This window comes from Kitasatospora sp. NPDC057198, from assembly GCF_042670125.1.
Taxonomy (GTDB): Bacteria; Actinomycetota; Actinomycetes; order Streptomycetales; family Streptomycetaceae; genus Kitasatospora.
The window spans coordinates 1-26,300 of the sequence record NZ_JBHUWH010000006.1 but is presented as its reverse complement, the minus strand read 5'-3'; the positions used below and the strand labels follow the sequence as shown (position 1 = coordinate 26,300).

The 26,300-nt window shown below is 76.3% G+C and carries 19 protein-coding genes; 8 read left to right on the top strand and 11 right to left on the bottom strand.

What is annotated here, in order from left to right; genetic code table 11:
• Positions 1 to 85: 85 nt before the first annotated feature.
• A complete protein-coding gene (locus tag ACFUEL_RS01520) occupies positions 86 to 856 on the top strand; it encodes a DUF2785 domain-containing protein (protein WP_380233855.1) in 771 nt (256 codons plus the stop codon).
• A gap of 64 nt (positions 857 to 920) precedes the next feature.
• Here ACFUEL_RS01520 and ACFUEL_RS01515 read toward each other — a convergent pair whose 3' ends face one another.
• Together ACFUEL_RS01515 and ACFUEL_RS01510 are read right to left on the bottom strand one after the other, a co-directional pair.
• A complete protein-coding gene (locus ACFUEL_RS01515; RefSeq protein WP_380233854.1) occupies positions 921 to 1,784 on the bottom strand; it encodes a helix-turn-helix transcriptional regulator in 864 nt (287 codons plus the stop codon).
• A gap of 62 nt (positions 1,785 to 1,846) precedes the next feature.
• Positions 1,847 to 3,319, bottom strand: a complete 1,473-nt coding sequence (locus ACFUEL_RS01510; protein WP_380233853.1) for an MFS transporter — start codon at positions 3,317 to 3,319, stop codon at positions 1,847 to 1,849.
• Positions 3,320 to 3,541: 222 nt separating this feature from the next.
• Here ACFUEL_RS01510 and ACFUEL_RS01505 point away from each other — a divergent pair, with 222 nt between their 5' ends.
• Both ACFUEL_RS01505 and ACFUEL_RS01500 read left to right on the top strand, forming a co-directional pair.
• On the top strand, positions 3,542 to 4,456 hold the full coding sequence (locus tag ACFUEL_RS01505; RefSeq protein WP_380233852.1) for a helix-turn-helix transcriptional regulator: 915 nt from the start codon (positions 3,542 to 3,544) through the stop codon (positions 4,454 to 4,456).
• Between the two features lie 168 nt (positions 4,457 to 4,624).
• On the top strand, positions 4,625 to 5,575 hold the full coding sequence (locus ACFUEL_RS01500) for a LysR family transcriptional regulator (RefSeq protein WP_380233851.1): 951 nt from the start codon (positions 4,625 to 4,627) through the stop codon (positions 5,573 to 5,575).
• Between the two features lie 10 nt (positions 5,576 to 5,585).
• On the opposite strand, the gene ACFUEL_RS01495 is transcribed toward ACFUEL_RS01500, so the two are convergent.
• The 3 genes from ACFUEL_RS01495 to ACFUEL_RS01485 all read right to left on the bottom strand — a co-directional run bounded on the left by ACFUEL_RS01495 (position 5,586) and on the right by ACFUEL_RS01485 (position 11,675).
• On the bottom strand, positions 5,586 to 6,716 hold the full coding sequence (locus ACFUEL_RS01495; RefSeq protein ID WP_380233850.1) for a metallophosphoesterase: 1,131 nt from the start codon (positions 6,714 to 6,716) through the stop codon (positions 5,586 to 5,588).
• 275 nt (positions 6,717 to 6,991) lie between these two features.
• The gene (locus tag ACFUEL_RS01490) at positions 6,992 to 9,844 is read right to left on the bottom strand and encodes a LuxR C-terminal-related transcriptional regulator (RefSeq protein WP_380233849.1); all 2,853 of its coding nucleotides are present in this window, start codon (positions 9,842 to 9,844) and stop codon (positions 6,992 to 6,994) included.
• 214 nt (positions 9,845 to 10,058) lie between these two features.
• Positions 10,059 to 11,675: an MFS transporter gene (locus ACFUEL_RS01485; protein ID WP_380233848.1), complete on the bottom strand. Its 1,617-nt coding sequence runs from the start codon at positions 11,673 to 11,675 to the stop codon at positions 10,059 to 10,061.
• A gap of 171 nt (positions 11,676 to 11,846) precedes the next feature.
• Here ACFUEL_RS01485 and ACFUEL_RS01480 point away from each other — a divergent pair, with 171 nt between their 5' ends.
• Complete coding sequence (locus tag ACFUEL_RS01480) at positions 11,847 to 12,425, top strand: NADPH-dependent FMN reductase (protein WP_380233847.1); 579 nt, start codon at positions 11,847 to 11,849, stop codon at positions 12,423 to 12,425.
• A 58-nt stretch (positions 12,426 to 12,483) separates the two neighbouring features.
• Here ACFUEL_RS01480 and ACFUEL_RS01475 read toward each other — a convergent pair whose 3' ends face one another.
• Both ACFUEL_RS01475 and ACFUEL_RS01470 read right to left on the bottom strand, forming a co-directional pair.
• A complete protein-coding gene (locus tag ACFUEL_RS01475; protein WP_380233845.1) occupies positions 12,484 to 14,994 on the bottom strand; it encodes an ABC transporter permease in 2,511 nt (836 codons plus the stop codon).
• Positions 14,991 to 15,725, bottom strand: coding sequence for an ABC transporter ATP-binding protein (locus tag ACFUEL_RS01470; protein WP_380233844.1), 735 nt, complete (start codon positions 15,723 to 15,725; stop codon positions 14,991 to 14,993). The genes ACFUEL_RS01475 and ACFUEL_RS01470 overlap by 4 nt, the downstream gene beginning before the upstream one ends.
• 86 nt (positions 15,726 to 15,811) lie before the next feature.
• Between ACFUEL_RS01470 and ACFUEL_RS01465 the strand changes: the two genes are divergently transcribed.
• A complete protein-coding gene (locus ACFUEL_RS01465; RefSeq protein WP_380233843.1) occupies positions 15,812 to 16,420 on the top strand; it encodes a DNA-binding response regulator in 609 nt (202 codons plus the stop codon).
• 26 nt (positions 16,421 to 16,446) lie between these two features.
• On the opposite strand, the gene ACFUEL_RS01460 is transcribed toward ACFUEL_RS01465, so the two are convergent.
• Entirely contained in the window at positions 16,447 to 18,549 is a 2,103-nt protein-coding gene (locus ACFUEL_RS01460) for a histidine kinase (RefSeq protein WP_380233842.1), read from the bottom strand.
• Positions 18,550 to 18,714: 165 nt separating this feature from the next.
• Here ACFUEL_RS01460 and ACFUEL_RS01455 point away from each other — a divergent pair, with 165 nt between their 5' ends.
• Entirely contained in the window at positions 18,715 to 19,851 is a 1,137-nt protein-coding gene (locus tag ACFUEL_RS01455; RefSeq protein ID WP_380233841.1) for an alpha/beta hydrolase, read from the top strand.
• Here the strand turns inward: ACFUEL_RS01455 and ACFUEL_RS01450 are convergent.
• Positions 19,840 to 21,294: a DEAD/DEAH box helicase gene (locus ACFUEL_RS01450; protein ID WP_380233840.1), complete on the bottom strand. Its 1,455-nt coding sequence runs from the start codon at positions 21,292 to 21,294 to the stop codon at positions 19,840 to 19,842. The genes ACFUEL_RS01455 and ACFUEL_RS01450 overlap by 12 nt on opposite strands.
• Positions 21,295 to 21,441: 147 nt before the next feature.
• A complete protein-coding gene (locus ACFUEL_RS01445; RefSeq protein WP_030916923.1) occupies positions 21,442 to 21,645 on the bottom strand; it encodes a cold-shock protein in 204 nt (67 codons plus the stop codon).
• A 449-nt stretch (positions 21,646 to 22,094) separates the two neighbouring features.
• Here ACFUEL_RS01445 and ACFUEL_RS01440 point away from each other — a divergent pair, with 449 nt between their 5' ends.
• Complete coding sequence (locus tag ACFUEL_RS01440; RefSeq protein ID WP_380233839.1) at positions 22,095 to 22,316, top strand: hypothetical protein; 222 nt, start codon at positions 22,095 to 22,097, stop codon at positions 22,314 to 22,316.
• A gap of 420 nt (positions 22,317 to 22,736) precedes the next feature.
• On the top strand, positions 22,737 to 23,255 hold the full coding sequence (locus ACFUEL_RS01435) for an ATP-binding protein (protein WP_380233838.1): 519 nt from the start codon (positions 22,737 to 22,739) through the stop codon (positions 23,253 to 23,255).
• A 494-nt stretch (positions 23,256 to 23,749) separates the two neighbouring features.
• Here ACFUEL_RS01435 and ACFUEL_RS01430 read toward each other — a convergent pair whose 3' ends face one another.
• Positions 23,750 to 26,086: a helicase C-terminal domain-containing protein gene (locus ACFUEL_RS01430; protein WP_380233837.1), complete on the bottom strand. Its 2,337-nt coding sequence runs from the start codon at positions 26,084 to 26,086 to the stop codon at positions 23,750 to 23,752.
• Positions 26,087 to 26,300: the final 214 nt, after the last annotated feature.

The following is a 26,300-nucleotide window of genomic DNA, read 5'->3' as shown; positions in this document are numbered from 1 at the left end:
GCCGGATCTTGACGTGACCGGGCCGGCACCAATGGGCGCGCACTCCTCGACGTCGTGACCGGCCGGAGCACTAGGGTGATCGTTCGTGATCGACTGGACCGCGCTTCCCGACGACGACCCCTCCGACGCCGAACTGGCGGCCGTCAGCGCGGCGTTGCGCTCGCCCGATCCGGCTGTGCGCGACGGGCTCGCCTATCCCCGGCTGGTCGGCTGGGTGCCGGGGCTGCCGGAGGAGCGCCGGCTGGCGCTCGGCGACGCGATGGCGGCCCGTTTCACCGATCCCGAGGTCCAGGCCCGGACGTTCGCCCCGCTGGTGCTGGCCGCCGTGCTGCGGACCGGCACCCTGCGGGCCGGGTGGCCGGACGCCTTCGCCCGCTGGTACCCGGCCGAGACCGACCTGCGCGGCCACCACCCGCAACTGGGCTGGCTGCACGCCGTCGCGCACGGTGCGGACCTGCTGGCCGCGTTCGGGCAGCACCCGGAGGTAGATCCCGAGCCGCTGACCGTGCTCGGCGCGGCCCGGCTGCTCGCCCCGACCGGGCACGTCTTCGACGCCATGGAGGACGACCGCCTCGGCCACGCGCTCGCCCTGACCCTGACCCGGCCGGAGCTGACGGAGCGCCAGGCGGTCGGCTGGCTGGACGCGGTGGCCGAGGTGTTCGCCACCGGGGAGCCGGGGCCGGTGCCCGCCGAGGTCTCCAACACCCTGCGCACCCTGCGGGTGGTGCACCTGCTGGCGGTGCGCGGCGTCCGTCCGGCCTGGCGCTCGCCGCAGGTGCGGGCGCTGCCGCACGGCGCGGCCGTCGCCGAGCGGATCGCCGGGGTGCTGGCGGTGGCGGCACCGTACGCGGGCTGACGCACCGCCGTTCCGGCGTACCCGGCCGGTTGACGGTTGACGGTTGGCCGTTGGCCGTTGGCCGTCAACCGGGCAGGCGGTGGCTGCGGTGCGCCGTCCGCGGTCCGATCAGGCGCAGGAGTTCCAGCGGGCCGGGGTCCGTCGAGTCGGGCGGGGGCGTGAACAGGCGCAGCCGCTGGTCGGCGGCCTGGGTCTGGAGCAGCTCGTAGTCGAACTCGATCGGGCCGATCTCCGGGTGGAGGACGCGGAGGCGGCTGGTGCGGCGGACGGCGACCTCGTGGTGCTGCCAGAGGGCGGTGAACTCGGGGCTGGCGGCGGTGAGTCGGTCGAGCAGGGCGCGGGTGGGCGGGTCGAAGCCGCGGCGGGTGGCGGCGGCGCGCAGTTCGGCGACGTGCAGGCGGCCGAGCGGGTCGCGTTCCTCGGCGGGGTACGCCTCCCGGACGGCGGGCTCGGTGAACCAGCGCCAGACGATGTTGCGGTCCGGTTCGGCGACCGTGCACACGCAGCCGAACAGGGCCTCGGCCAGGACGTTCTGGGCGAGCAGGTCGCCGAGGTCGGTGAGTAGTTGGGCGGGGGTGTCGCCGAGCCGGTCGAGCAGGTGGCGCAGGGCGGGGCGGACGTGCGTTCCGGCGGTGGGGCCTTCGGGCGGGCGGTGGCCGGCGAGCAGGTGGAGGTGGTCGCGTTCGTCGGTGCTCAGTCGCAGGGCGCGGGCGAGTGCGGCGAGGAGCTGGGGCGAGGGCTGGGAGCTGCGGGCCTGTTCGAGCCGCATCACGTAGTCGGCGGAGACGCCCGCGAGTTGGGCGAGTTCTTCGCGGCGCAGCCCGGGGGTGCGGCGGCGGGGCCCGGCCGGCAGCCCGGCGTCCTGCGGGCGCAGCCGCTCGCGGGAGCGGCGGAGGAAGTCGGCGAGCCCGGTCCGGTCCATCTGCATGCCGCCCATCCTCCGCCGTCCGGGGCGGGTTCCGCAGCGTCCTGGGGACGCGGGGGTGTTCGTCAGCCGGCCGGGGGAGGGGCGGACGGCAGGGCGGACAGCAGGGCCGAAACCGCTGCGGACAGGGCGAGGTCGACGAGGGCGGCCAGGGCGAAGGCGTGCACGGTGGCCGTCGTCGTCGGGTGGGCCGCCGGGCCGAGCGCGCCGTAGTAGACGGCGCCGAGCGCGGCCACCCCCAGGGCCCCGCCGACCTGCTGGCCGGTCGACAGCACGCCCGAGGCCATGCCCGCCTCGGCCGGGCCGGCCAGGGCGAGCACCGCGTTCAGCAGCGGCGTCACCAGCAGGCCGTTCCCGGCGCCGATCAGCAGCAGGCCAGGGGTGAGCGTCCAGGCGTCCGGCGCGTTCCCGCCCGTCAGCGCGGTGGCGGCGGTGGCGGCGGTGGCGGCGGTGAGGGCGTACCCGGCGCCGCCGAGCAGCGCGCCCGCCCGGAGCACCGTCCGGCCGTGGCGGGCGAGCCGGGCCGCCAGCAGTCCGGCGGCGAAGAAGGCGAGCGCCATCGGGGTGTAGACCAGGCCCGCGCCGAGCGCGCTGCGGTGCAGGCCGTCCTGGAGGGTCAGCGAGAGCACCAGGAAGAAGGAGTTGACGCCCGCGTAGGTGAGTACCACCAGCGCCGTGCCCGCCGCGAACGGCCGCCGCAGCAGCAGTCGCACCCGCAGCAGCGGGGTGCCGCCCCGGGCCTCGACGGCGCGTTCCACCGCGGCGAAGGCGGCGAACAGCGGCAGGCTCCCGGCCAGGCAGAGCCAGGCCCACCAGGGCCAGCCGGACTGCCGGCCCTCGAACAGCGGCACCACCAGCAGGACCAGGGCCGCGGCCAGCACCGCCGCCCCGCGCAGGTCCAGCCCCCGGGCCCCGGGCGCCCGGGACTCCGGCACCCAGCGGACGGCCAGCAGCAGCGTCACCACCCCGACCGGGACGTTCACCCAGAACACCGGCCGCCAGGACGAGCCGAACAGGTCCGCCCGGACCAGCGCGCCGCCCAGCAACTGGCCGACCACGGTGGACGAGCCGATCACCGCGCCCAGCACCGCGAACACCCGCGGCCGCCGGGCCACCGGCACCAGCACCTGGATCACCGCGAACACCTGCGGGAACATCGCGGCCGCGCCCAGGCCCTGCACCACCCGGGCCGCCACCAGCGCCCCGGCACCCGGCGCGGCGGCGCAGGCCACCGAGGCCAGCGTGAACAGTGCCGTCCCCGCCGCGAACAACCGGCGCCGCCCGTACAGGTCGCCCAGCCGGGCCCCGCCGACCAGGGCCACCGCGTAGCTCAACTGGTAGCCCGCGACGATCAGTTGGACGTCCGCCTGGCTCGCGTGCAGATCCGTCCGGACGGCCGGCGCGGCAACCAGCACGATGAAGGTGTCCAGCACCGCCATGAAGGCGCCGACCAGCACGACGCCCAGCGCGCGCCAGGGGATCGGCGCCTCCTCGGGCGGGGCGTGGCGGGGGAGCGGGGCCTGTGCGATCGGTGTCATGGGGCGAGTCTGCGCGGGCGCCCGACGGTGGAACAGACGGTGTTTATGCTGGTGTACCGACCACCACCCAGCCGCTGTCCGGCCTACTGTCGTTCGGCCTACTGTCGTTCGGTTCACCGCCGTTCGGCCTACTGCCGTTCGGTCCACTGCCGTTCGGCCCGTCGGCGGCGGCCCGACCCCCGGCCGGTTCCGGCCCGGAGCAGCGCGGAGGAAGCACGCACCATGGCGCACCCGGACCGCCGACGCGCGCTCGCCCGCTTCCTGCGCACCCGCCGGGACGCGCTCACCCCGGCCGACGTGGGCATCCTGCCCGGCCCGCGCCGCCGCACCCCCGGGCTGCGCCGCGAGGAGGTCGCCCAGCTCTCCGGCGTCAGCGTGACCTGGTACACCTGGCTGGAACAGGCCCGGGACATCACCGTCAGCCGGCAGGTCCTGGACAGCCTGGCCGCCGCGCTGCGGCTGGACGCCGTCGAGCACCGCCACCTGCTCAGCCTCGGCGGCGAACGGCCGCCGGAGGGCCCGTCCGGGCCGCCCGCCGCTCCGCCCACCACGTTGCAGCGGCTGGTGGACGCGCTCGACCCCAACCCGGCCTACGCGCTGGGCCCCGCTTGGGAGTTGCTGGCCTGGAACCGTGCCGAGGCCGGTCTGATCGGCGATCCGGCGGAGCGTCCCGCTCCCGAACGCAACATCCTCCGCCTGGTGTTCACCGATCCCCGGCTGCGCACCCTGCTGGTCGACTGGCCGGCCCAGGCCCGCAGTCTGCTGGCCCAGTACCGGGCGGACGCCGAACGACACCCGGGGGAACCGGAGTTCGCCCGGCTGACCGCCGAACTGCGCTCCGCCAGCGCCGAGTTCCGCGGCTGGTGGGACGACGGCCACGACATCGGCGAATTCCGGCCCGCCAGGCGGCAGTTCGACCATCCCCGGCTGGGCCTGCTGACCGTCGACTACGTGAAGCTCGCGGTGGAGCAGGCACCCCGGGTCAAGGTCTTCACCGCCCTGCCCGCCGACCCGGAGACCGCCCGCAAGCTCCCGCTGCTGGCACGGGATTCGGCGGAGCCACGGGATTCGGCGGAGACACGGGCGTCGACGGAGACACGGGATTCGGCGGAGGCACGGGATTCGGCGGAGCGCTGAGCGGAGGCCGGCGGCACGTCGTGCGGGGCCCGTCCGGCCGGAGGGTGCGGACGACTGCGAGTCGGCCCGTGCACAACCATCCGTTGTGTGAAATGCCCGCAGGGGCGGTCACCACCACGGCTGACGGGCCCGTCCCACAATCGTCCGTTGTTCGGTAGGCTGCCCGCCATGGACCTCGAAGCCGTGCGCACCTACGTCGCCGTCGCGGAGGCCGGCCAGTTCCAGAAGGCCGCCACCGACCTGGCGATCACCCAGCAGGCCGTCTCCAAGCGGATCGCCGGGCTCGAACGGGACCTCGGCGTCCGGCTGTTCGCCCGCACCCCGCGCGGGGCCGAACCCACCGTCGACGGGCAGGCGTTCCTGCCGCACGCCCGGGAGTTGTTGCGGGCCGCCGACCGGGCCGCCGCCTCCGTCCGGCCCGGTGCCCGGCCGCTGCGGGTGGACGTGATCAACTCGCGCGGCGCGGCCTCCCGGCTGATGCGGGCCTTCCACCGCACCCACCCGGGCGTCGAGCTGGACATCGTCATGCTGCTGGACATCGACAGCGCGGTCGCCGCGATCCGCTCCGGCACCGTCGACGCCTCCTTTCGGGCCGTCGCCGCGCCGGGCCGTCCGCTGCCCGAGGACCTCACCGCCACCCGGGTCCTCGACGAGCCGCTGCACCTGCTCACCGGCCCCGGGCACGCCCTCGCCGCGGCCCGCGCCGTGCCGCTGGCCGAGCTCGCCGGGCACCGGATCTGGATGCCCGGCCTGCTGCCCGGCAGCGAGTGGGCCGCCTACTACGCGGAGCTGGCGGGCGAGTTCGGCCTGACCATCGAGTCGACCGGGCCCAACTTCGGCTCCGACGTGCTGCTCGACACCATCGCCGACACCCCCGCGCTGGCCACCTTCATGGGCGAGGACACCCGGCTGGTCTGGCCCACCGGTCACGGTCTGCGCCGGATCCCGGTGGTCGACCCCGTCCCGGTCTACCCGCACTCGCTGCTGCACCACCGGGACAACCCGCACCCCGCGCTGCCCGCCCTGCACGCCCACCTGGCTGCCGCGGCCACCGCCGCCCCCACCCCCGCCGGGGCCTGGACGCCGTCCTGGACGCCGTCCTGGACCCCGGCGGGCTGAACCCGCGCCGCTACCCGCCGTCGCCCGCGCGCAGCGTCAGCACGGTGATCTCGCTCGGCGCGAACACCCGGAACGGCGGCCCCCAGAATCCGGTGCCGCCGCTGGTGTACAGCCAGGTCCGCTCCCCGTGCCGGCTCAGGCCGCGCACCGAGGGCTGGTCGATCCGGACCAGGTAGCGGAACGGCCAGATCTGGCCGCCGTGGGTGTGCCCGGACAACTGCAGGTCGATCCCGGCGGCCGCCGCCTGCGGGACGTACTTGGGCTGGTGGGCGACCAGCAGCACCGGCAGCCGCGGGTCCGCCCCGGCCAGTGCGCCGTCCAGGTCGGTCCGGTGCCCGGCGAGGCCGGAGGACTCGGCGGTCACGTCGTCCACCCCGGCCAGCACCAGCCGGTCGCCGCCGCGCTCCACCACCACGTGCCGGTTGTGCAGCGCCTCCCAGCCCAGCTCGGTCATCCGGTCCAGCCAGCCCTGGGCCTCGCTGCCGTACTCGTGGTTGCCGGTCACGTACACCCGGGCCAGCCGGGCCTCGACCGCCCCGAGCGGCGCGGACTGGGCCCGGCGCTGGACGGGCGTGCCGTCCGCGATGTCACCGGCGTGCACCACCACGTCCGCGTCCAGCCCGTTGACCACCCCGGTGACGCCCGCCGACCAGGCCGCCCGGTCGATCGGCCCGTAGTGGGTGTCGGCCAGCAGCACCACCCGCAGGCCGTCCAGCCCGGCACCGAGCCGCGGCAGGTGGACGTCCAGCCGCCGCACCCGGGGCACCCGCATCGCCTCGTGGTGGCCCCACGCCAGCGTGCCGGCGGCCAGCAGCACGACCGCCGCCGCGACCAGCCGGGCCCGGCCGGTGCCGCCGACGCCGGCCGCGGCCAGCAGCAGGTCCGCCAGGGCGCCCAGCACCGAGCAGGTCCACAGCACCCACACCACGCCGAGGCTGGTGTCCGCGATCCGGGCCGCCCGGTCGTCGCGGGTGCGCGGGCTGTGGCCCCGGGTCATCAGGACCGGGAAGCCGACCGCCCAGCCCAGCAGCACGGCCGTGCCCGCCAGTACCACCGGCAGCGGCCAGTCGGTGCCCGCCGCGAGCAGCGTCCACCACGGCGGCAGGCAGAGCACCACCAGGACGCCCACCAGGACCGCCACCAGCCGCCCCGCCCGCCGCCCGGCCCGCCGCCCGGCCCGCCGCCCGGTCCGGGGCCCGGACGGCGGGTCGGCCGGCGGATCGGACGGAGGCCCGGACGGCGTTCCGGACGGCGTTCCGGACGAGGGCCCGACCGGTGACCCGCCGGCCTGATCGTCGACCCGTCCGCCGTCCGGTCCGGCGTCCGCCCGCTGCTCGGGCACCCCCGCCCGCTGGGTGGATCTGCTGTCCGCCGCCATGCCGCCTCCTGTGTCCGGCCTCCCCGCGCCCGCCCGGCTCAGAAGGCGATCCGGGCCAGTTCGGTGCGGGAGGTGATCCCGAGTTTCGCGTACGTGTGGGAGAGGTGGTAGCCCGCGGTGCGGGGGCTGATGAACAGGCGGCTGCCGATGTCCTTGTTGCTGAGGCCCTCCGCGGCCAGCCGGGCCACCTGGAGCTCCTGCGGGGTGAGCAGGTCCAGCGGGCCGGGCCCGGCCGGGTGGGCGGTGCTCTCGCCGGTGGCGCGCAGCTCGTTGCGGGCCCGCTCGGCCCAGGGCGTGGCGCCGACCTGCTCGAACGCGTGCAGGGCGGCCCGCAGCTGGGTGCGGGCCTCGGCGGTGCGGCGCCGGCGGCGCAGCCGTTCGCCGTACAGCAGCCGGGTGCGGCCCAGCTCGAACGGGGAGCCGCCGCCCAGTTGGTGCAGCCGCAGCGCCTCCTCGTAGTGGGCGGCGGCGGTGTCCTGGTCCTCGGTGAGCAGGGCGCGGCAGCGCAGCGCGAGCGCCCGGCCCCAGGGCTGCCCGCCGAGCGCGGCGTGCTCCCGGTACCAGCCCTCGGCGGTGCGGCCGCGTTCGGGCCGGTCCAGCCGGGCGGCGGCCTCCACCAGGTCGGGCAGGGCGGCGATGATGCCCTGTCGGTCGGGGGACGCGGCGAGCGCGGTCAGCCGGTCCAGCGCGGCCTCGGTGCGGCCCAGGCCCAGGTCGAGGACGGCCAGGGCGGTGCCCGCGTGCACGGTCGACGGGGCGAGGCCGCGGGCCAGCGCCTCCTCGGCGTGGGCCCGGCAGGCGTCCTCGTCGCCGCGCAGCGCGGCCAAGTGGGCCAGCACGGTGTTCAGGTGGACCCGGATCCGGGCCTGCCCGCCGTCCTCGGCGGAGCGCAGCCCGTCGGTGGCGGTGGTGAACGCGTCGCGGTGCCGGCCCAGCATCAACTGGGTGCGGGCCAGCAGCATCTGGGTCACCGCCAGCACGCCGAGCGCCCCGGTCTCCCGGCAGCGGCGCTCGACCGCCACCGCCAGGTCGTGGGCCTGGTCGATCCGGCCGTCGAACAGGTGCCACCAGCCCAGCCGGACGCGCTCGCGCAGCGCCGCCGGCGAGTCCGACCCGCTGACGGTGGAGAGGAGTTCGCGGACGGCGTCGGCGCCGTCGGCGAGCGCGGCGGGCTCCAACCGGTGCTGGCCGGCGGCCAGCCGGGCCAGCGCGGCGATCCGGTCCGCACCGGGCAGGGCGAGCGCGGCGGCCCGTTCGGCGCTGCGCTCGATCGCCTGCTGGTCGCTCGCGTGCCAGGCGGCCTGCGCGGCCTGGAACAGCAGGGACCCGGCCAGCTCCGGATCGACGGCCTCCACCTCCCCGGCGGCCTCGGTGAACATGGCGTGGGCGTCGCGCGAGCGGTCCTGCTCGTCGGCGACGACGGCCCGCAACCGGACCGCCCGAGCCCGCCCCACCGGGTCGGCCAGGTACGGCCCGGCCTCGCGGGCCAACCCGTCGGCCTGCTCCAGCCGTCCGGCATCGGCCGCCGCCGACGCCGCCTCGAAGAGCCGGCGGCCGCGCTCGGACGGGTCGGCGGTGAGCGCGGCGGCCCGCTGGTAGGCGGCCGCGACGGCGTCGAACGCGCCCCGGGCGCGGGCGTGTTCGGCGCTCCGCTCCAGCAGCCGGGCCGCCTCGGCGTCCGGCCCGGTCGCGGCGGAGGCCAGGTGCCAGGCCCGCTGCCGGAGCAGCTCGGGATCGCCCTCGGCGTCCCCCGCCGGGGCCTGGGCGTTCTCCGCCGGGTCCTGGGCGTTCCCGGCCGGGTCCCCGGCCAGTGCCTCGGCCAGTACCTCGGCCAGTACCTCGGCCAGTACCTCGGCCAGCGCCCGGTGCGCGGCGACCTGCCGGGCGGTGCCCGCCCCCTGGTAGACGGCGACCCGGATCACCGAACGCCGGAACCTGACCCGCCCGTCCTCGACCAGCACCAGCCCGGCCCGCTCGGCCGGCTCCAGGTCGTCCAGCCCGGCGCCCAGCCGTCCGGCCGCGGCCAGCACGGTGTCCAGCCGCCCCCGCTCGTCCGCCGCCGCGACCAGCAGCACCGTCCGGGTGGCGGGCGGCAGCGTCGCCACCGTGTCGGTGAAGGCGCGCAGCAGCCGGCTGTGCGCGGGTAGGCAGGCCACCCCGTACGGGGACGCGTAGTGCTCCGACCTCCTCTGCGCGGCGGGCAGTTCGAGCAGCGCGAGCGGATTGCCCATCGCCTCCTCCAGCACCAGCGCCCGAGCCGGTCCGGGCAGCCGGTCGGCTCCCGCGGCCGAGGCCAGGACCAGCTTCGCGGCCGCCGCGTCCAACGGCCCGACCGGCAGTTCGGGCAGCCCCGGCGTGTCCGGGCCGTCACCGTCGCCCCCGCCCCGGCCCCCGCGGGCGGCCAGCAGCACGGCCACCCGCTCCGCGCCCAGCCGCCGGGCCACGAACAGCAGCACCCGCAGCGACTCCGCGTCCAGCAGGTGCGCGTCGTCCACCACCACCAACACCGGCTGCTCCGAAGCGAGTTCGGACAGCAGGGTGAGCACCCCCAACCCGGCCAGGAACCGGTCCCCGGAGGACGCCTCCGCCTGCAACCCGAGCGCCCCGCGCAACGCCCCGGCCTGCGCCCCGGGCAGCGCCCCGAGCCGGTCCAGCACCTCGGCCAACAGCAAGTGCAGCCCGGCGAAGGGGAGTTCACCCTCGCCCTCGACACCCGAACCGCGCAACACCCGCATGCCCCACTGCTCACCCCGCCGCGCGGCGTACGCCAGCAGGGCGCTCTTCCCGATCCCCAACTCCCCGCGCAGCACCACGGCCCCACCCCGCCCCTCGCGGGCCCCGTCGAGCAGCCGGTCGATCGCGGCGGTCTCCGTCGTGCGTCCATGCAGCATGCGAAACAGCCTAGTTGGCGGCCCGTACGGCCCGTCGGGCGTGAACTGCCGGCCAACGTGACGGTGAGGTGCCGGAGACGGCCGGAACCGCTGCGTCACAGGGCGGTTCGTGCTCCCACCGCTCCCACCGCTCCCTCGCCCCTGCGCCGCCCTCTGCGCCTGCGCCGTCCTCGCCCCTGCGCCGTCCTTGCCCCTGCGCCGCTCCCGCCGTCCCTTATGCCTCCACCGCCGCCGCTGCCCGTGCCGCCTCTGTCGCCTCCACCGCTTCCGTCGCCTCCGTCGCCTCCACCGGACGGCTCGCGGCCGTTCGGGCGCGGCCGGTGCGCAGCAGGGTGGTGACGGTGGCCAGTGCGGTGCCGACCAGGGCGGCGACGGTCCACAGGACGACGTGCCAGGCGGAGGTGAACTGCTGGGCGAGGAAGGCGGGTTCGTCGCTGACCAGGTGGCCGCCGACGACCTGGGCGGCCACCTGCGTGGAGCCGACCCGGGAGGTGACCAGGGTGAGCAGGGCGGCGCCGAGCGCGGCGATCACCATCGCCTGGCCGCCGCTGCGGACGGTGTTGAGGAATCCGGCGGCCATTCCGGCGCGGGCCGGGCCCACCTGGTTCATGGCCTGTCCGTCGATGATGCCGTTGGCCAGTCCGGCGCCGGTGCCGATGGCCAGCAGCGGGCCGGCCAGTACGGCGGCGCCCGCGCCCGGCGTCAGGACGGTCAGCCAGGCGTTGCCGGCCGCGATCAGTGCCAGCGCCGCCGCGATGACGGCGCGGGCCGGCACGCCCCGGGTCAGCAGCCGCCCGCCGAGCAGCGGGGCGACCAGGACCGGTGCGGTCAGCCACAGCATGGTCGCGCCCGCCTGCCCGGCGGTGGCCCCGTCGACGCCCTGGAAGTACGTCGGCAGGTAGGTGAGCGACCCGGCGAAGCCGATCGACACCGCCAGGCCGGCGATCGGCCAGGCCAGGTAGCGGCGGTCGCGCACCAGTGTCAGGTCGAGGACGGGGTGCGCGGTCCGGGTCTGCCGCACCGCGAAGACGGTCAGCAGGCCCAGGGCGGTGCCGAACGCGGCGAGCACCAGCGGGTTGGTCCAGCCGTTGGCGGGCCCCTGGGTGACCCCGGCCATCAGCAGGCCGAGGCCCGCGACGAACAGTGCCGCGCCCGCCGCGTCCAGCCGGGCCCGTCCGGCCGGGCGCACCTCGGCGAGCAGGCCGGCGCCGCCCGCGATCAGCGCCCCGACGGCCGCGAACAGCCCGAACGCGACCCGCCAGCCCACTGATCCGACCAGTGCGCCGGTCAGCGTCGGGCCGAGCGCCAGGCCCACCCCGCCGGTGGTGCCGAAGGCCGCGAACGCCCTGGTGCGGGCCGGTCCTTCGAAGGCGGAGGCGAGCAGTGCGCCGCCGCCGGACATCACGCCCGCCGCGCCGAGTCCGGCCAGTGCCCGTGCCGCGTCCAGCAGCCAGGCGTCCGGGGCGAGCGCGCTCAGCCCCAGCCCGGCCGCGTACACCGCGGCTCCCGCCCGGTAGACGCGCCGCCGTCCGAGCAGGTCGCCGAGCGCCCCGAACACCAGCATGAAGCTCGACGCGGTCAGGAAGTAGCCGGTCACCACCCACTGCAACGCGGGCCCGGAGGCGTCGAGTTCGGCTCCGATCCCGGGCAGCGCCACGGTCGTCCCGGACATCGACATCGCCAGGGTGAGCATGCCCAGCAGCACCACCCCGAGGGTCAGCGCCCGCCGCCCGCCCCGCTCCGTTCCGCTCCGGCCCGTCCCGGACCGTCCGCCCCGCTCCGTTCCGTTCCGGCCTGCCCCGGACCGCCCGTTCTGCCTCGTGTCGTCCATGCCGCCGACGGTAGGAACCGGCCCCGCCCCCGCACATCCGTCGGATGACCGGGGGCCGTCCCCGTACCGGACCCGGTCATTCGACGGATGTGTGCCCGGTGCCCGGCTCCGTAGCGTTCCCGGCGTCGACCAGGCCGCAGCGAGCGGCCCGACCGCGAAGGGAAGCCCGCCATGACCGACCACGCCGCCCCGCTGAACCTCACCGTCATCGTCGCCTCCACCCGGGAGAACCGCTTCGGCCCGACCGTGGCCGGCTGGTTCACCGAGCAGGCCCGTGAGTACGGCGAGTACGAGGTCGACGTGATCGACCTCGCCGACGCCGACGTTCCGCACCGGCTGGGCACCGAGCCCACCCCCGGGGTCGCGGCCGTCACCGCGCGGATCGCGGCCGCCGACGCCTTCGTGATCGTCACCCCCGAGTACAACCACTCCTACCCGGCCCCGCTGAAGGCCGCGATCGACTGGCACTACAGCCAGTGGCAGGCCAAGCCGGTCGCCTTCGTCTCGTACGGCGGCATGGGCGGCGGCCTGCGCGCCGTCGAGCACCTGCGGCAGGTCTTCGCCGAGCTGCACGCCGCGACCGTCCGCGACAGCCTCAGCTTCCACATGGCCTGGGAGAAGTTCGACACCGACGGGCAGCCGCACGACACCGCCCTCGCCAACGGCGCCGCCAAGCGGATGCTCGACCAGCTCACCTGGTGGGCCCGCACCCTGCGGGCCGGCCGCGAGCACACCCCCTACACGGCCTGACCTCCGCCGCCCCCGAGGCCCCGACCCCTGCGGGGGTCGGGGCCGGAGCGCTGCCTGCTCACGCCCGGCGACGGGCCCCGCGCAGCGCCGCGCGGGCGGGGAGCCAGGTGCCCAGCGCGGCGAGGGCGGTGGCGCCGAGCAGGACCAGGGCGAGTTCGGCGAGCGGCCCGGCGGCCCCGGCGGTGCCGCGGGTGATGCCCTCGGCGTACGCGCCGAGCACCGCGAAGGCGACGGCCAGGCCCAGCACGGTGGCGAGGACGACCGCGACGGCGGTCTCCCAGCCGAGCATCCGCCGGATCTGCCGGCGGGTGGCACCGATCAGGGCGAGCGCGGCGAACTCCCCGCGGCGGTCGACGATGCCCATGGCGAGGGTGTTCAGGACGGCGATCGCGACGAAGGCGACGATCAGCCCGAGCGAGACGTAGCCGACCTGGGCGCCGGTCCGGTTCCCGGCGGCGGCCGCGGCCGTGGCGGAGGCGTGGTCGAGCACCCCGGGCCCGGGGGTGTCGTGCAGCGCGGCGGTGAGCGCCGATCGGGTCAACCCGTCGCCGCGGACCAGCAGTTCGTCGTCCAGCGGTACGTCGACGTGGGCGGCGACGGTGTCGTGCGCGAGGGTGAGGTCGCCGAAGCCGAGGCCGCGGGCGTAGAGCGCGACGACCGTGACCTCGGTCGGCGTGCCGTCGGCCAGGGTCAGCCGGACGCGCTGGCCCAGCCGGTAGCCCAGCCCCTCGGCGGCCGCCGCGGTGCCGTCCGCCAGCCGGTCGAGGTCGCCCGCGGTGACGCCCAGGTCGAGGGTGTCGGCCAGTCGCCCGGGGGTGACCGCCTGGACGCTGCGCCTGGTCAGCCCGTCCCGGACCTGGCTGTGCAGGACGCGGGTGACGGTCCGGACGCCGGGGACGGCGGCGAGGGCCGCGGCGGCGTCGGCCGGGACGCGCGGGCCGACCGTGAAGTCGGCGGTGGTGCCGCGCTCGCGCTGGGCGGCGGCCGCGTGGGCGGTGGTGGTCTGGGTGAACAGGACGGTGCAGGCCATCGCGATCAGCAGGGTCAGCGGAGTCACCACCGAGGCCAGCCGGTGCGCCCCGGCCCGCAGGTGGTGGACGGCCAGGTACCCGCCGACCCGGGACGCCCGCAGCGGCAGGCCGAGGACGGCCGTCCCGGCGCGGGCCACCAGCGGGCCGAGCAGGGAGAGCGCGGTGCACCAGAGCAGGACGGCGAGGAAGCAGACCGGCGTCGAGGACTGGTCGGAGTGCAGGACGGTCAGCAGCGCGGTGAGCACCGCGGCCCCGACGGTGGCGAGCATCCCGAACCCGATCCGGACCGCACCCGGGCGCGGCGGCCTGAGTTCCGCCTCGCCCAGCGCCTCGACCGGCTTGATGCCGGTGGCGCGCCGGGCCGAGACCCGGGCCGCGCCCCAGCCCGCCAGCAGGGTGGCGGCCGCGGCGACCAGCACCGCGAAGGGCGAGAGGACGACCGGCAGGTTCGCCGGGACGACGCCCAGGGCGACGAACCGTCCGTGCAGCCAACCGCCCAGCGGCAGACCGGCGGTGGCGCCGAGGACGCCCGCGGTCAGGCCGATCAGCAGCGCCTCGCCGCCGATCATCTTCCGGACCTGCTTCCCGGTGGCGGCCACCGCCCGCAGCACCGCGATCTCGCGCTGCCGCTGCTGGATCGACAGGCCGAAGGTGCCGACCACGACGAGCAGCGCGACGAGCAGCGAGGTGCCGGCCAGCACGGCGCCGGTGCTGACCAGTCGCACCCCGGCACCGGCGGCGTCGGGGAACTCGGCCCGGCCGCGGTCGTCGCCGGTGTGGACCACCGCGGCGGGGCCGGTCGGGTCCGCGCTGGTCGCGGGGGCGGCGGCCAGCAGTGCCCGGACGTCGGCGGCGGTGGTGGCGGCGGACGCCCCGTCGGCCGGGAAGACGCCGATCGCGCTGACCAGGCCGTCGTGCCCGGCCAGCGCGCGGGCCCGGTCGGGCGCGAAGAACACCGCGGCCTGGCTGTCGAACCCCTGGGCGGTGACGCCGACCACCCGCAGGTCCAGCGTCCCGGTGGCGGTCCGGGCGGTGGTGGTGGCGCCGGGCGCCAGGTGGGTGCGGGCCGCGGTGGCGGCGTCCAGGACGACCTCGTCCCCGGCGGCGGGGGCCCGTCCGGCGGCGAGGGTGAGCCCGGCCAGCGGCGCGGACTCCCAGCCGTGGCCCCAGGAGCCGTCGGCGGGCCCGCCGGGCAGCAGCACCGGGAAGGTCACCTCGGTGGCCACGCCCTTCACCGACGGCAGGGCCGCGAGGCGCTCGGCGAGGGCGGCCGGCACCCAGGCCCGTCCGGCGATCGGCTTGGCCTTCTCCTTGGTCTTCCCCTTGCCCTTGTCGACGGTGGCGTGCACCTCCTGGTCGCCGGAGACGACGACCGGCGCGGCCGCCCAGCGCTCCGGCCGGACGGTGCCGAACAGGCCGGTGACCAGCAGCGTCCCGCAGCCGCAGACCAGCGCGGCGGCGCAGAACAGGGCGACGAAGGCGCCCGTGAAACCGGCCCTGCGGTGCCGGAGGGTGGCGAGGGCGAGTCCCAGCATCATCGGTTCCACGCTCCCAGGCGGATCATCCGGTCGGCGACCTTCGCCGCGGTCGGGTCGGTCATGGTGTCGGCGACCCGGCCGTCGGCCAGGAACAGCACCTCGTCGGCGTAGGACGCGGCGACCGGGTCGTGGGTGACCATCACGATGGTCTGGCCGAGCTCGTCGACGGTCTGCCGCAGCAGGGCCAGCACCTCGCGGGCGGTCATGGTGTCCAGCGCGCCGGTCGGCTCGTCGGCGAACACCACCTCGGGGTCCGGCAGCAGCGCCCGGGCGATCGCCACCCGCTGCTGCTGGCCGCCGGACAACTGCCCCGGCCGGTGCCCGGTGCGCTCCTGGAGACCGACCCGGCGGACGAGTTCGGCCAGCCGCCCGGCGTCCGCCCGCCGCCCGGCCAGCCGCAGCGGCAGGGTGATGTTCTGCTCGACCGTCAGTGCGGAGACCAGGTTGAACGACTGGAACACGAACCCGGCCCGCTCGCGCCGCAGTTCGGTCAGCTGCGTCTCGCTCAGCCGGGACAGGTCGGTGCCGCCGAGCCGTACGGCGCCGGAGGTCGGACGGTCGAGGCCCGCCGCGCAGTGCAGGAAGGTGCTCTTGCCCGAACCGGACGGCCCCATCACGGCGGTGAAGCCGCCCCGGGGCAGCCGCACCGTCACCTCGCGCAGCGCGGCCACCGCTCCCCGCCCCTTGCCGTAGACCTTGCTCACGGCGTCCAACGTGATCGCTTCGCTCATGTCCTCCAGCCTGCCGACCTGCGAACTCCCTTCCCAGGGACGGGAACACGCGCCACCCGTGACCTCGTCACGGGTAGGGTCGGGACATGATCAGACTCCTGCTGGCCGAGGACCAGCACGTGGTGCGCGGCGCCCTGGTGGCCCTGCTCGGGCTGGAGCCCGACCTGGAGGTGGTGGCCGAGGCCGACACGGCCGACGACGTGCTGCCGCGGGCGCTGGTCTTCCGGCCGGACGTGGCGGTGCTGGACATCGAGATGCCCGGACGGCTGGACGGCCTGCAGGCGGCCGCCGAACTGAAGCGGCGGCTGCCGGACTGCCGGACGCTTATGCTGACCTCGCTCGGCCGCCCCGGACTGCTGCGCAAGGCCCTGGACGCCAAGGTCGACGGCTTCCTGCTGAAGACCGCCCCGCCCGCCGACCTGGTCGCCGCCATCCGCCAAGTCGCCTCCGGCGGAAGGGTGTTGGACCCGTCGCTGGCCGTCGTCGCCTGGGACCTGGCGGACAACCCGCTCACCCCGCGCGAGAACGACGTCCTGCGCGAACTCGCCGAGGGCGCCGAACCGCCCGAGATCGCCGCCCGGCTCCACCTGTCCACCGGCACGGTGCGCAACGTGCTGACCGCCGTCGTCGGCAAGCTGAACGCCCGCAACCGGACGGACGCGGTGCGGATCGCCCGGGACGCGGGCTGGCTGTGACCGGCTGACCCGCCCGGCCCCGCCGGTCAGCGCAGCGGCAGTTCGGCGCGCAGCAGGTACCAGCCGTCGTCCGGCCCGGCCGCCAGGGTGCCGCCCGCCTCGGCGAGCCGCACGGACAGCCCGCCGATCCCGGACCCCGGCGCGGTGACGCCGTCCGGGACGCCGTCGTTCTCCACCTCCAGGCGCACCGCGCCGTCGGCCGTCGAGACGGCGATCCGGACGTGCCGGGCCCGGCTGTGCCGCAGCACGTTGGTCACCGCCTCGCGCAGCACCACGCCCAGCACCGCCCCCGTCGCGGGCGGCACCGGCTCCTCCTCCAGCTCCACCGTGATCGCGGCCGCCTCCAACACGGCCGCGGCCGAAGCGAGTTCGCTGCCGAAGGCCAGCCGGGGGCCGTCGCCCGCCAGCGCGCCGAGCTCGTCCCGTCCGCGTTCGGCCAGCCGTCCGATGTCGGCCAACTCGGCCCGGCAGCGCGGCGGATCGGTGTCCGCCAGCCGCCGGGCCAGCTCCGCCTTCAGCAGCACCGCGGCCAGGCCGTGCCCCAGCAGGTCGTGCAAGTCCCGTGCGGCGCGCAGGCGTTCGGCGACCACCCCGGCCCGGACCAGCCCGGCCGCGGCCCGCTGCAACTCCCGCACCAGCCGGACCAGCCGCAGTACCGCGTACACCACCGTGCAGGTGACCAGCGCGCTGACGGTGGTCAGCAGCACCGGCCCGGGGCCGTCCCCGCCGATCACCCCGGCGGCCACCGCCACCGCACCGGCCGCCGCCGCACCCGCCCGCAGCGGCAGCGCGAACAGCAGCGAACCGGCCAGGATCCCGGCCGCGCCGATCCAGTTCCGGCCCAGCCAGGGCAGCGGCAGCAGGGCCAGCGCCGCCGAGACGAGCAGGGCCGGGCGGGCGTACCGGGTCGCGTCCAGGATCGAGAAGCGGACCTGGAAGGCGCAGAACGCCGCCACGCACAGCACGCCGAGGACCAGCCGTGCCGGGGGGACGAACATCAGCGCCTTGGCGCAGAACACGGCGAGCAGGAACCAGTACAGGCCGAGCGCGGTCCGCAGCTCGGGCGGGTCCACGGGCGGCGGGGCGGGCGTCGCGGCCACCGACGCCTCCACGGCGAACCGCCCGTCCGCCTCCAGGCCCGCCGTCAGCCGGCCGCCGACCGCCCGGACCCGCTCCGCCAGGCCGTCCAGCAGGTCCGCGCCCAGCGCCGCCGTCGGCACGCCGTCGCTCACCACCCGCAGCACCACCCGCCCGGCCCGCTCCTCGGTCGCCACCTCGCACCGGCGGGCGTCACCGACCCGCACCACCGCCGTGACCGCCTCGCGCAGCACCGCCGCCAGCACCGTCCCGGCCGGGCCGAGCGGCTCGCGGTGCCTGATCCGCAGCTCCGCCGCGACGCCCGCGGAGGCCAGCAGCGCCCGGGCGCTCGCCGCCTCCGGGGCCAGCGAGAGGCTGCGCAGCTCGGCGGCGGTGGCCCGGGCGGCCGCCAGCGTCCGGCGTGCCGAGGAGATCAACTCGTCCAGCACCGAAGGGTCCTGGCGCTCCGTCAGCCGGTGGATCCCGGCCAGTCCGTCGTCCAGGGCCCCGGCCAGCCCCGACGCGATCCGCAACCGCTCGTCGGTGACCGCCGAGGCGGCGAGGGCGAGCCGGGCGGCCCGGACGCGGTCCGCCAGCAGGGCGAGCGTGGTGACGGCGTAGAGCATGGTGCCGCCGAGCGCGATCGTCAGCAGCAGGTCGACGGCGTCCCGCGGCCCCGCGCCCCGAACGGCCTCGACCAGCCCCGCCCCGGCGACCAGTCCGACCAGCGGCAGCGGACGCCGCTCCAGCAGCAGCGAGGCGGCGGGCAGGCACAGCAGCCCGACCGAGACGCCGAGCGGACCGACCAGCAGGAGGGCGACCGCCAGCTCCACCGCCGTCCACCCCGCCCACCCGGGGGAGGCCCGGTGGTGCCGCGACTGCAAGGCCACCAGCCCCAGGCAGCCGACCACCACCGCCACCCCCGCCACCGGCTCCGCGGGCACCCGCCCGAGCCCCCGCAACAGGTGCGCCGCAGCCAGCGCGGCAGCGACCGCGACCACCAGCACCCGCACCACGCGCGGCCCGACGTCCCGTCCCCGTTCCCCCTCCACGCCGCGCATCGTACGCCCGCGCCGCGCACCGGCCCGTCGCCTCCTCGACCCGCGGGCCCCTCCTCTTCCCCGGTTCACCGGCCCGGGGACGCCCGCCCGTGGTACGACGGACGGGACGCCACGGGCGGGGTGGACGGACCGAGTGTCGAACGGGGAGTGGTGCGGATGGCCGCGGGTTATCTGACGACGGTGGTGCTGGCCACCGTGATCACGGTGTTCTGCCTGGTGCCGGTCCGCGGGCCGGCCCCGCTGTTCTGGTTCAGCTACCGGCTGGGGCTGGTCTTCAACGAGGTGCCGTTCCTCGCCCTCTACGGCCTGGCGGCGGCGACGGCCCTGGCCTTCGCGGAGGGCGACATCAGCACGACGGCCGACCGGGCCGTCGTCGCCCTGGCCGCCGTCCCCGCTGTCGGGCTCGCGGTCGTCGCCCGGCGCGGCATGCGCACCGCGGCCGTGGTCGGACGGGCCCTGGACGAGGCGCTCGGCGCCGGCACGGCCGCCCGACACCGCCCGCCGCTGGCCCGGATCCTGCTGCGGCCGGTCTTCCGCCGCCGCCGGGAGGTCCGGCGGGTGGCGAACCTCAGCTACGGCGACGCGGGCGTCCGCAACCTCCTGGACGTCTACCACCACCGCGACCGCCCCGAGGGCGGCCCCGTGCTGATCCACTTCCACGGCGGCCACTACGACCAGGGCCGCAAGGACACCCAGTCCCTCCCGCTGCTGTACCGCCTCGCGAGCAAGGGCTGGGTCTGCATCAGCGCCAACTACCGCCTGCGGCCCGCCTTCTCGCACCCGGCCCACCTGATCGACGCGAAGAAGGTCATCGCCTGGGCCCGCGAGCACGCCGCCGAGTACGGCGCGCACCCCGGGGCCGCGGTGTTCGTCTCGGGCAGCTCCGCGGGCGGCCACATGGCGGCGCTCGCCGCCCTCACCGCCGACGACCCCGCCTACCAGCCCGGCTTCGAGGAGGCCGACACCTCGGTGACCGCGGCCATCGCCCTCAACGGCTTCCTCGGCACCTACTTCGACGGGAACCCGGCCACCTCCCCCGTCAACCTCGCCCGCCCGGACGCGCCCCCCTTCCTGATCGCCCACGGCGACCTCGACGAACTGGTGGAGACGGACAACCCCCGCGCCCTCGTCACCGCCCTGCGCGCCGTCTCCGCCTCCCCCGTCGTCTACGCCGAACTCCCCGGCGCCCACCACGCCTTCGACCTCTTCCACTCCTTCCGCTTCGAGGCACTCATCGACGGAATCGAGGACTTCGCCGCCCGGGTCACCCGCCGGGAGTCCTCAGCCGGCTGAGCGGCCGCCCCGGGCGGACGGCTTCGACGCCGCCCCCGTCGCCGAACGGCCCGGCAGCGGGCGGCCGTACCGGCTTCGGCCGGCGGGCCGGGCCCGGCGGGGCCGCTCGACGACCGGGTCGGGGACGGTGACGGGCACGCCGGTGGGCACGCGGGCGCCGGTGATCCGGACGAGTTCCTCGTCGCCGGCCCGGACCTCGGTGGTGACGGGGGTGATGCCGGCCGTCGCCATCATCCGGGCCGTCCCGCGGCGCTGGCCGGGGAGGACCAGGGTGACGACGGTGCCGGACTCGCCGGCCCGGGCGGTGCGTCCGCCGCGGTGCAGGTAGTCCTTGTGGTCGGCGGGCGGGTCCAGGTTGACGACCAGGTCGAGGCCGTCGACGTGGATGCCGCGGGCGGCGACGTCGGTCGCGACCAGCGCGGCCACCTGGCCGCCGCGGAACTGCTCCAGGGTGCGGGTGCGCTGCGGCTGGGACTTGCCGCCGTGCAGGGCCGCGGCCCGCACGCCGTGCGCGAGCAGCGACTCGACCAGGCGGTCCGCGCCGCTCTTGGTGTCGGTGAACACGATCACCCGGCCGTCGCGGGAGGCGATGTGGGCGATCGTGGCGTCCTTGTCGGCGTTCCGCACGTGCAGCACGTGGTGCTCCATCGTGCTGACCGCCCCCGCGGAGGGGTCCACCGCGTGCGTGACCGGGTCCTTCAGGAAGCGCCGCACCAGGCTGTCGACGCGGCGGTCCAGGGTGGCGGAGAACAGCATCGTCTGCCCGCCCTCGGCGACCTGCCCGAGGAGCGCGGTGACCTCGGGCAGGAAGCCCAGGTCGGTCATCCGGTCGGCCTCGTCCAGGACGGTGACGGCCACCCGGTCCAGGCGGCAGAGCCTGCGCTCGACCAGGTCCCCCAGCCGGCCGGGCGTGGCGACCAGGACTTCCGCGCCGCGGTTCAGCACCTGGGACTGGCGGCGCACCGGCACCCCGCCGACCGCGGTGGCGATCCGCAGGCGCGCCGCGTAGGCGTACGGGGTGAGGGCCTCGGTGACCTGCTGCGCGAGCTCACGGGTCGGGACCAGGACCAGCGCGAGCGGGCACCGCGGCTCGGCCCGCTGCCCGGCGGTGCGGGCCAGCACGGCGAGACCGAACGCGAGCGTCTTGCCGGAGCCGGTGCGGCCCCGCCCCAGCACGTCGCGGCCGGCCAGCGAACTGGGCAGCGTCGCCGCCTGGATCGGGAAGGGGGTGCTGACGCCCCTCCGGGCCAGCAGCGACAGCAGCTCCCCCGGCAGGCCCAGCTCCTCGAAGGAACCCACCGGGCCGTCCGGAGCGGAGCCCACCGGAACGTCCGGAGCGGGGTCGACCGGGCCGTCCGGAGCAGAGCCCACCGGGCCGTCCGGGGCGGGGTCGGAACCGTCGGGCCGACTGTGCGGGTGCGGGGAGCGGCTGGAGCGGTTCATGGGGAAGACCCTTCTCGGGGCGGCGGGCCGGGGGCGACCGGGTTCGACCGGGTTCGTACGGCGGCACAAAAGCCGAAGGGCCCGCACCGGGCACCAAGTGCGCGGCGCGGGCCCCTCGCTGCCAGGCGATTGCCCTGGCAGTGGGAACTACAGCGGGCGAATGTTCTCGGCCTGCGGGCCCTTCTGGCCCTGCGTGACGTCGAACTCGACCTTCTGGCCCTCGAGCAGCTCGCGGAAGCCGCTGGCGTTGATGTTCGAGTAGTGGGCGAAGACGTCCGGGCCGCCACCCTCCTGCTCGATGAAGCCGAAGCCCTTTTCCGCGTTGAACCACTTCACGGTGCCATTAGCCATGTAAAAAATCTCCTTCAAGGGACCTTCCGGAACCCGCACGTTACGGGCACCGAGTCACCGCGATGAGCGCCCGCCCGGAAGATCTCCGGAAAACAGAAATGCGCCTGCGACACATCAGCAGGCGCACACAAAGTTCATGGGAACCACTACTGCAACTGCTTCGACTGTAGCAGCCCCGGGCCCGGAACGGAGGAGCGATTCCTCCGGATTTTCGGAGACGGCCGCCGCCCGCACCACCGTGCCGCACCCACCCGTACACCAACACCCGTGTGGCTCACGGTAGTTGGCCCGTCACGCGGCGGATCCGGCCCGGCGGACGACCTGGAGCGCCGGGCCGGGCCCGCGCCCCCGCACGGAGTGCCGTTCGACACATCGTGCATTTCGGGCATCCAGAATTCGAGCCGTCAGAGGGGGGCGCCGCCCGTGCTCCGAGGCGCATACTGGACTGGATGAAAAAGCCTGAAGCAGTCCGCCGGCACCTGCCCACCAGCCCCTTCAAGGCCAAGGCCGAGGCCCCGCGCAAGCATTTCGCCGTCGGCGACCGAGTCACCCACGACGCCTACGGCCTCGGCCGGGTCATCGGCGCCGAGGGCGACAGCGCGGTCCTGGTCGACTTCGGATCACGACAGGAGCGCATCGCCGAGCCGTACCGCGGGATGTTCACCCTCTGACGCCCGCCTGTCCGTCCGTCCGCCTGCCCGTCCGCGCGCTGTGCCGGTCCGGCACGCCCGGGGCGCGGGTCCGCCCTGCCGCTGCCTGCTGCTGTTCGGGCAGGGCGATCACAGGCGTGCGCTCCGGAGCCGGGCAGAGGCGCGGCCGGGCAGAGGCGCGGCCGGGCGCGAAGGGCTGCCGGGCGCGAAAGGCTGCCGCAATCCGGCGCCGGGTGGTTTGAAAACCCCGGTACGGCGAAGACGGATCCCGTCACCGGCAGCGAACGGAGGAGGACCGCATGAGCGTCCCCGCCCGGATACCGATCGGCCTGCCCGCTGGCCCGCCAGGCAGGGCCGCCTCCGGCACCGACCCCCTCCACGGATCGGTCGCCCTCCTCGTCCGCCACCGGCCGGCCACCGGCTCCAGGCACCACCACCGACATGTCTGACCGGCCCGACACACCCGAGAACGCCGAGCCGCCGCCCGCCCCGGGAGACCGTGCCCCGGAGAGCGGCGGGCGCCCCGGCGAAGGCGCCACGGAAGCACCCGGCGGAGCGCTGAAAGCGGTGGGCTGGGCCCGCGCCCTCCCCCTCTCCAGCAGCGTGCGGGCCGGCCGGGCGTGGGCCCGCCGCCACCTCGAGGAACTCGGCTGGACCGAGTACGCCGCCGGGACCGTCGACGACGTGCTCGTCACCGTCTCCGAACTCCTCACCAACGCCCACCTGCACGCCCGCAGCGCCGCCCACCTCGTCCTGACCTGGGACGGCCGCTGCCTCTACGTCAGCGTCCACGACGGCTCCCCGCAACTGCCGCGCCCCCGCGAAGCCGGGCCCGGTGCCACGTCCGGCCGCGGCATGGCCCTGGTGGACGCCCTCGCCGACGACTGGCGGGCCCAAGCCGACGAACGCGGCAAGACCGTCACCGCCTGCTTCCACCCGCCGGGCCACCCCGACCACTGAGCCGCCCACCGCCCGGCCCCTTCCTCGTCGCCCCCTGCGCCCCCGCCTGCTCGAACCGGCCGAAGTCACCACCCCGTTCCGCGAGTTCGGCCACGCCCTGCACGCCCTGCCCTCCGACGTCCGATACCCGGCGTGCCCCGCGACTTCGCCGAGGCGGTCCTACCGGGGGCGGCGTTCACCGCGGCGGGGGAACTGTCCCGGGCCCGGGAGCGCGCGGAGCCGGAGCGGTTCCGCTGATGACGACCACCGCGGCACGGCCGGGCTTCCGTGGCCTCATGGCGGACGGCTCCGTGCGGATCCTGCACCGACCGGTTCGGCGCCGGGAGCCTGCTGCGCACCGGCTTCGCCGTCCACACGGTGCTGGCCGCGCTCTCCTCCGCCCCCTGGCCGGTGCTGGCCGGTGCTGCGCTCTCGCTCCCGCTCCCTCCTCCCGGAGACCCGATGACCACCCTCCGCCGGGGCCCGACCGGTTCGCCCTCAACTCCCCTCCCGGGCTACGCGGGCATCACGCCGTGGATGCGGGAGAGGGTGAACACGCGCTCGTCATCCCGCAGGTGGCACCAGGCGTGGAGGTAGGGGCAATCGAGTTCGAGGTGGCTGAGGGTGCGGACGGTCGTGCTGCCCGAGGTGGCGACGTACTCGATGGTGATCGATCGCCCTTCGTCGACGGCGTGGGCCAGCTGGCGGGCATCGGTGAAGGAGAGGTTGCGTGCGGTTTCGGCGATGATCTCCTCGGTGTCGCTCGCGTACGGGCGGCCGTCGTACGGGTCGGGCACCGCGAGGTCCTGCGGGGCGTCCCGGAGCCGACGGGCGAGGGCGTGCAGGTCGACGGCCGTCCCCGCGTCCGCGGTGCGGGCGTCCGTCCGCTGGGCGCGGGCCCTGCCACCGGGACGGCGCGGGGGCGGGACCGGGCCCGCCGCGCGGTGGCGTCGGGCCCGTTCGATCCGGACGGATCCGTCGGGCTCCTCCTCGACCGGGGCGTAGCCCGCGGCGCGCAGCGCGGCGAGTGTCCCGTCCGCCGGGGTGCGGCTGATCAGCACCGTCGGTGCCAGTTGTCGCAGGCCGAGGTGCACGAGCCCGCGGTGGGCGGCCAGTTCGGCCAGGAGGGCGGGTTCCTGGCCGTGGATCACGCAGGCCGCGGCCACGACCCGTACCCGGCCGTGGCTGCGTGCGGTGTCGCGGATCAGGTACGAGAGCGGCTGGGGGAGCGGTTCGACGGCGACGGCGGCCAGGTCGGTGGTGAGGGCGTCCGGGGTGTGGCCGGCGTCGAGGGCGCGGCGGACGCTACCCGGGCTGAACCGCCATACGGACGCCGCACTGGCGCTCTCCCGGTCCGCGACCGAGTCCAGCAGCTCGCAGAGGTGCGCCGACGGCGTACCGGCGACCACGGCCGTGAGGTCGCTGCCGAAGCGGGCGGTCCCGCTGGCGGCGGGCAGCAGACGCCGGCAGGTGTCGGTCAGCGCCTCGGCGCCGTCGGCGAGCAGGGCCGCCCCGATCGGGGACACCGCCCCGAGGGCGAGTGCGCCGAGCAGTTCCGTCTCCCTGACCAGGGTGGCGAACGGCGTTGCGTCCTGGGGGAGTTCGTCGACGAGCGGGTGGAGCCACGCCAGCAGCTCCCCGAGGTCCGCCGGCTCTGCCGCGCCTTCGCCGGCCGGGAGCTGCGACGCGGCCGTGAGCAGCCCGCGCCGGGCCTGGACGCAGTCCTCGCAGGGCGGTGCCCCGGCGAGGGCCGGCAGCGCCTTCCCGCTCTCGTCGCGGCTCCCGCCAGGGGTCAGCGGGAGCGTCCACCAGGCCCGGAGCAGCACCGCGAACTGGTCCGCGGGCTCCTTCTCGGCCCAGGTGTCGTACGCGGCGGTCGCCGTGACCCGGTCGCCGTCCCGGGCCAGCAGCCCGGCCGCGCCCGCCGTCTCCAGCACGAGGCGCACCGGGACCTCGTCGCACTGTGCCGCCCTTCCGATCCGGGACAGCTCGCGGGCGCCGACCCCGCCGGCCTTGAGCCGGGCCGGCGGGGCGGCGGCGCACGCCGCCAGGACGGACACGGCGTGGGCGGCGAACGCCATGGAGGCGGCCACGGCTTCCCGTTCGACGTCCGGGCCGGTGGCGGGGACGGAACGCACCTCGGGCGGGACGGGTGCGAACGGGGCCTGCCAGTCGGGGCCGCGCAGGGCGAGCGCCACCTCGGCGGGCATCCGGGCGGGCCCGTAGCGGTACCGGTCCCGGATCAGCAGCCCCCGCTCGACCGCCCACTGTTCGCCGGGCTCGGCGTCGGCCTGCGGCGTCCCGAACAGGATGGAGCCCGGCTGCTTCGGAGCGTTTCGTGCGTACCGCTCGAGGAGCTCGCGGGTGGCCGCGGGCGCCTTGGCCACCAACGCGGCCACCCGATCCGGATCGCCGTGCTGTTCGACCAGCGCTGCCAGCCGCTGCTCTTTCCGGTCGGCCGCGGGTTTGACGCCGAGCTTCGCCAGCATCCGGCCCAACTCGTCGGAGTTCGAGCCCGCGAGCAGCTGCCCGAGCGGTGCGTCGAGATCCAGGGGCGAGGTCCACGCGTTCCGCAGGAATGCCGCCATGTGGAGCCGGCCGTCGCCGTCCGGCCACACCAGGGCGCAGTCCAGCAGTGCCTGCAGCGCGACGGCGAATCCGCGGGCGCGCTCACCGTGCTGCGCCCCCACCAGGGCCGCCAGTTCGTCCGGCGACGCAGCCGTCAGCGCGGCGAGGGCCTCCGTCAACTGCAGACACGGCAGTGCGAGCCGGGGCAGGACCAGCGCCACTGACGCCGGGCGCTGAAGACGGTCCTCCAGTTCACCGACCGTCCGCGGCTCCGGAGCCGACACGCTGTCAGGGCGCGCCGCCAGGATTCGCTCCAGTTCGGCAGCATCGAGACCGTGCAGCCACGAGGCCAGTGCCGATCCGCTCTTCCCGCCGATGGGACACCTCACTGCGTAGGAGGACGCCAACGCCCTGCCGAAGCCGTCCGGGGACACCAGGATGGCGTACCGGCCGGGGGCAGGAACGCCGAAGGCCCGGACCGCACCTGCGGTCCGGGCC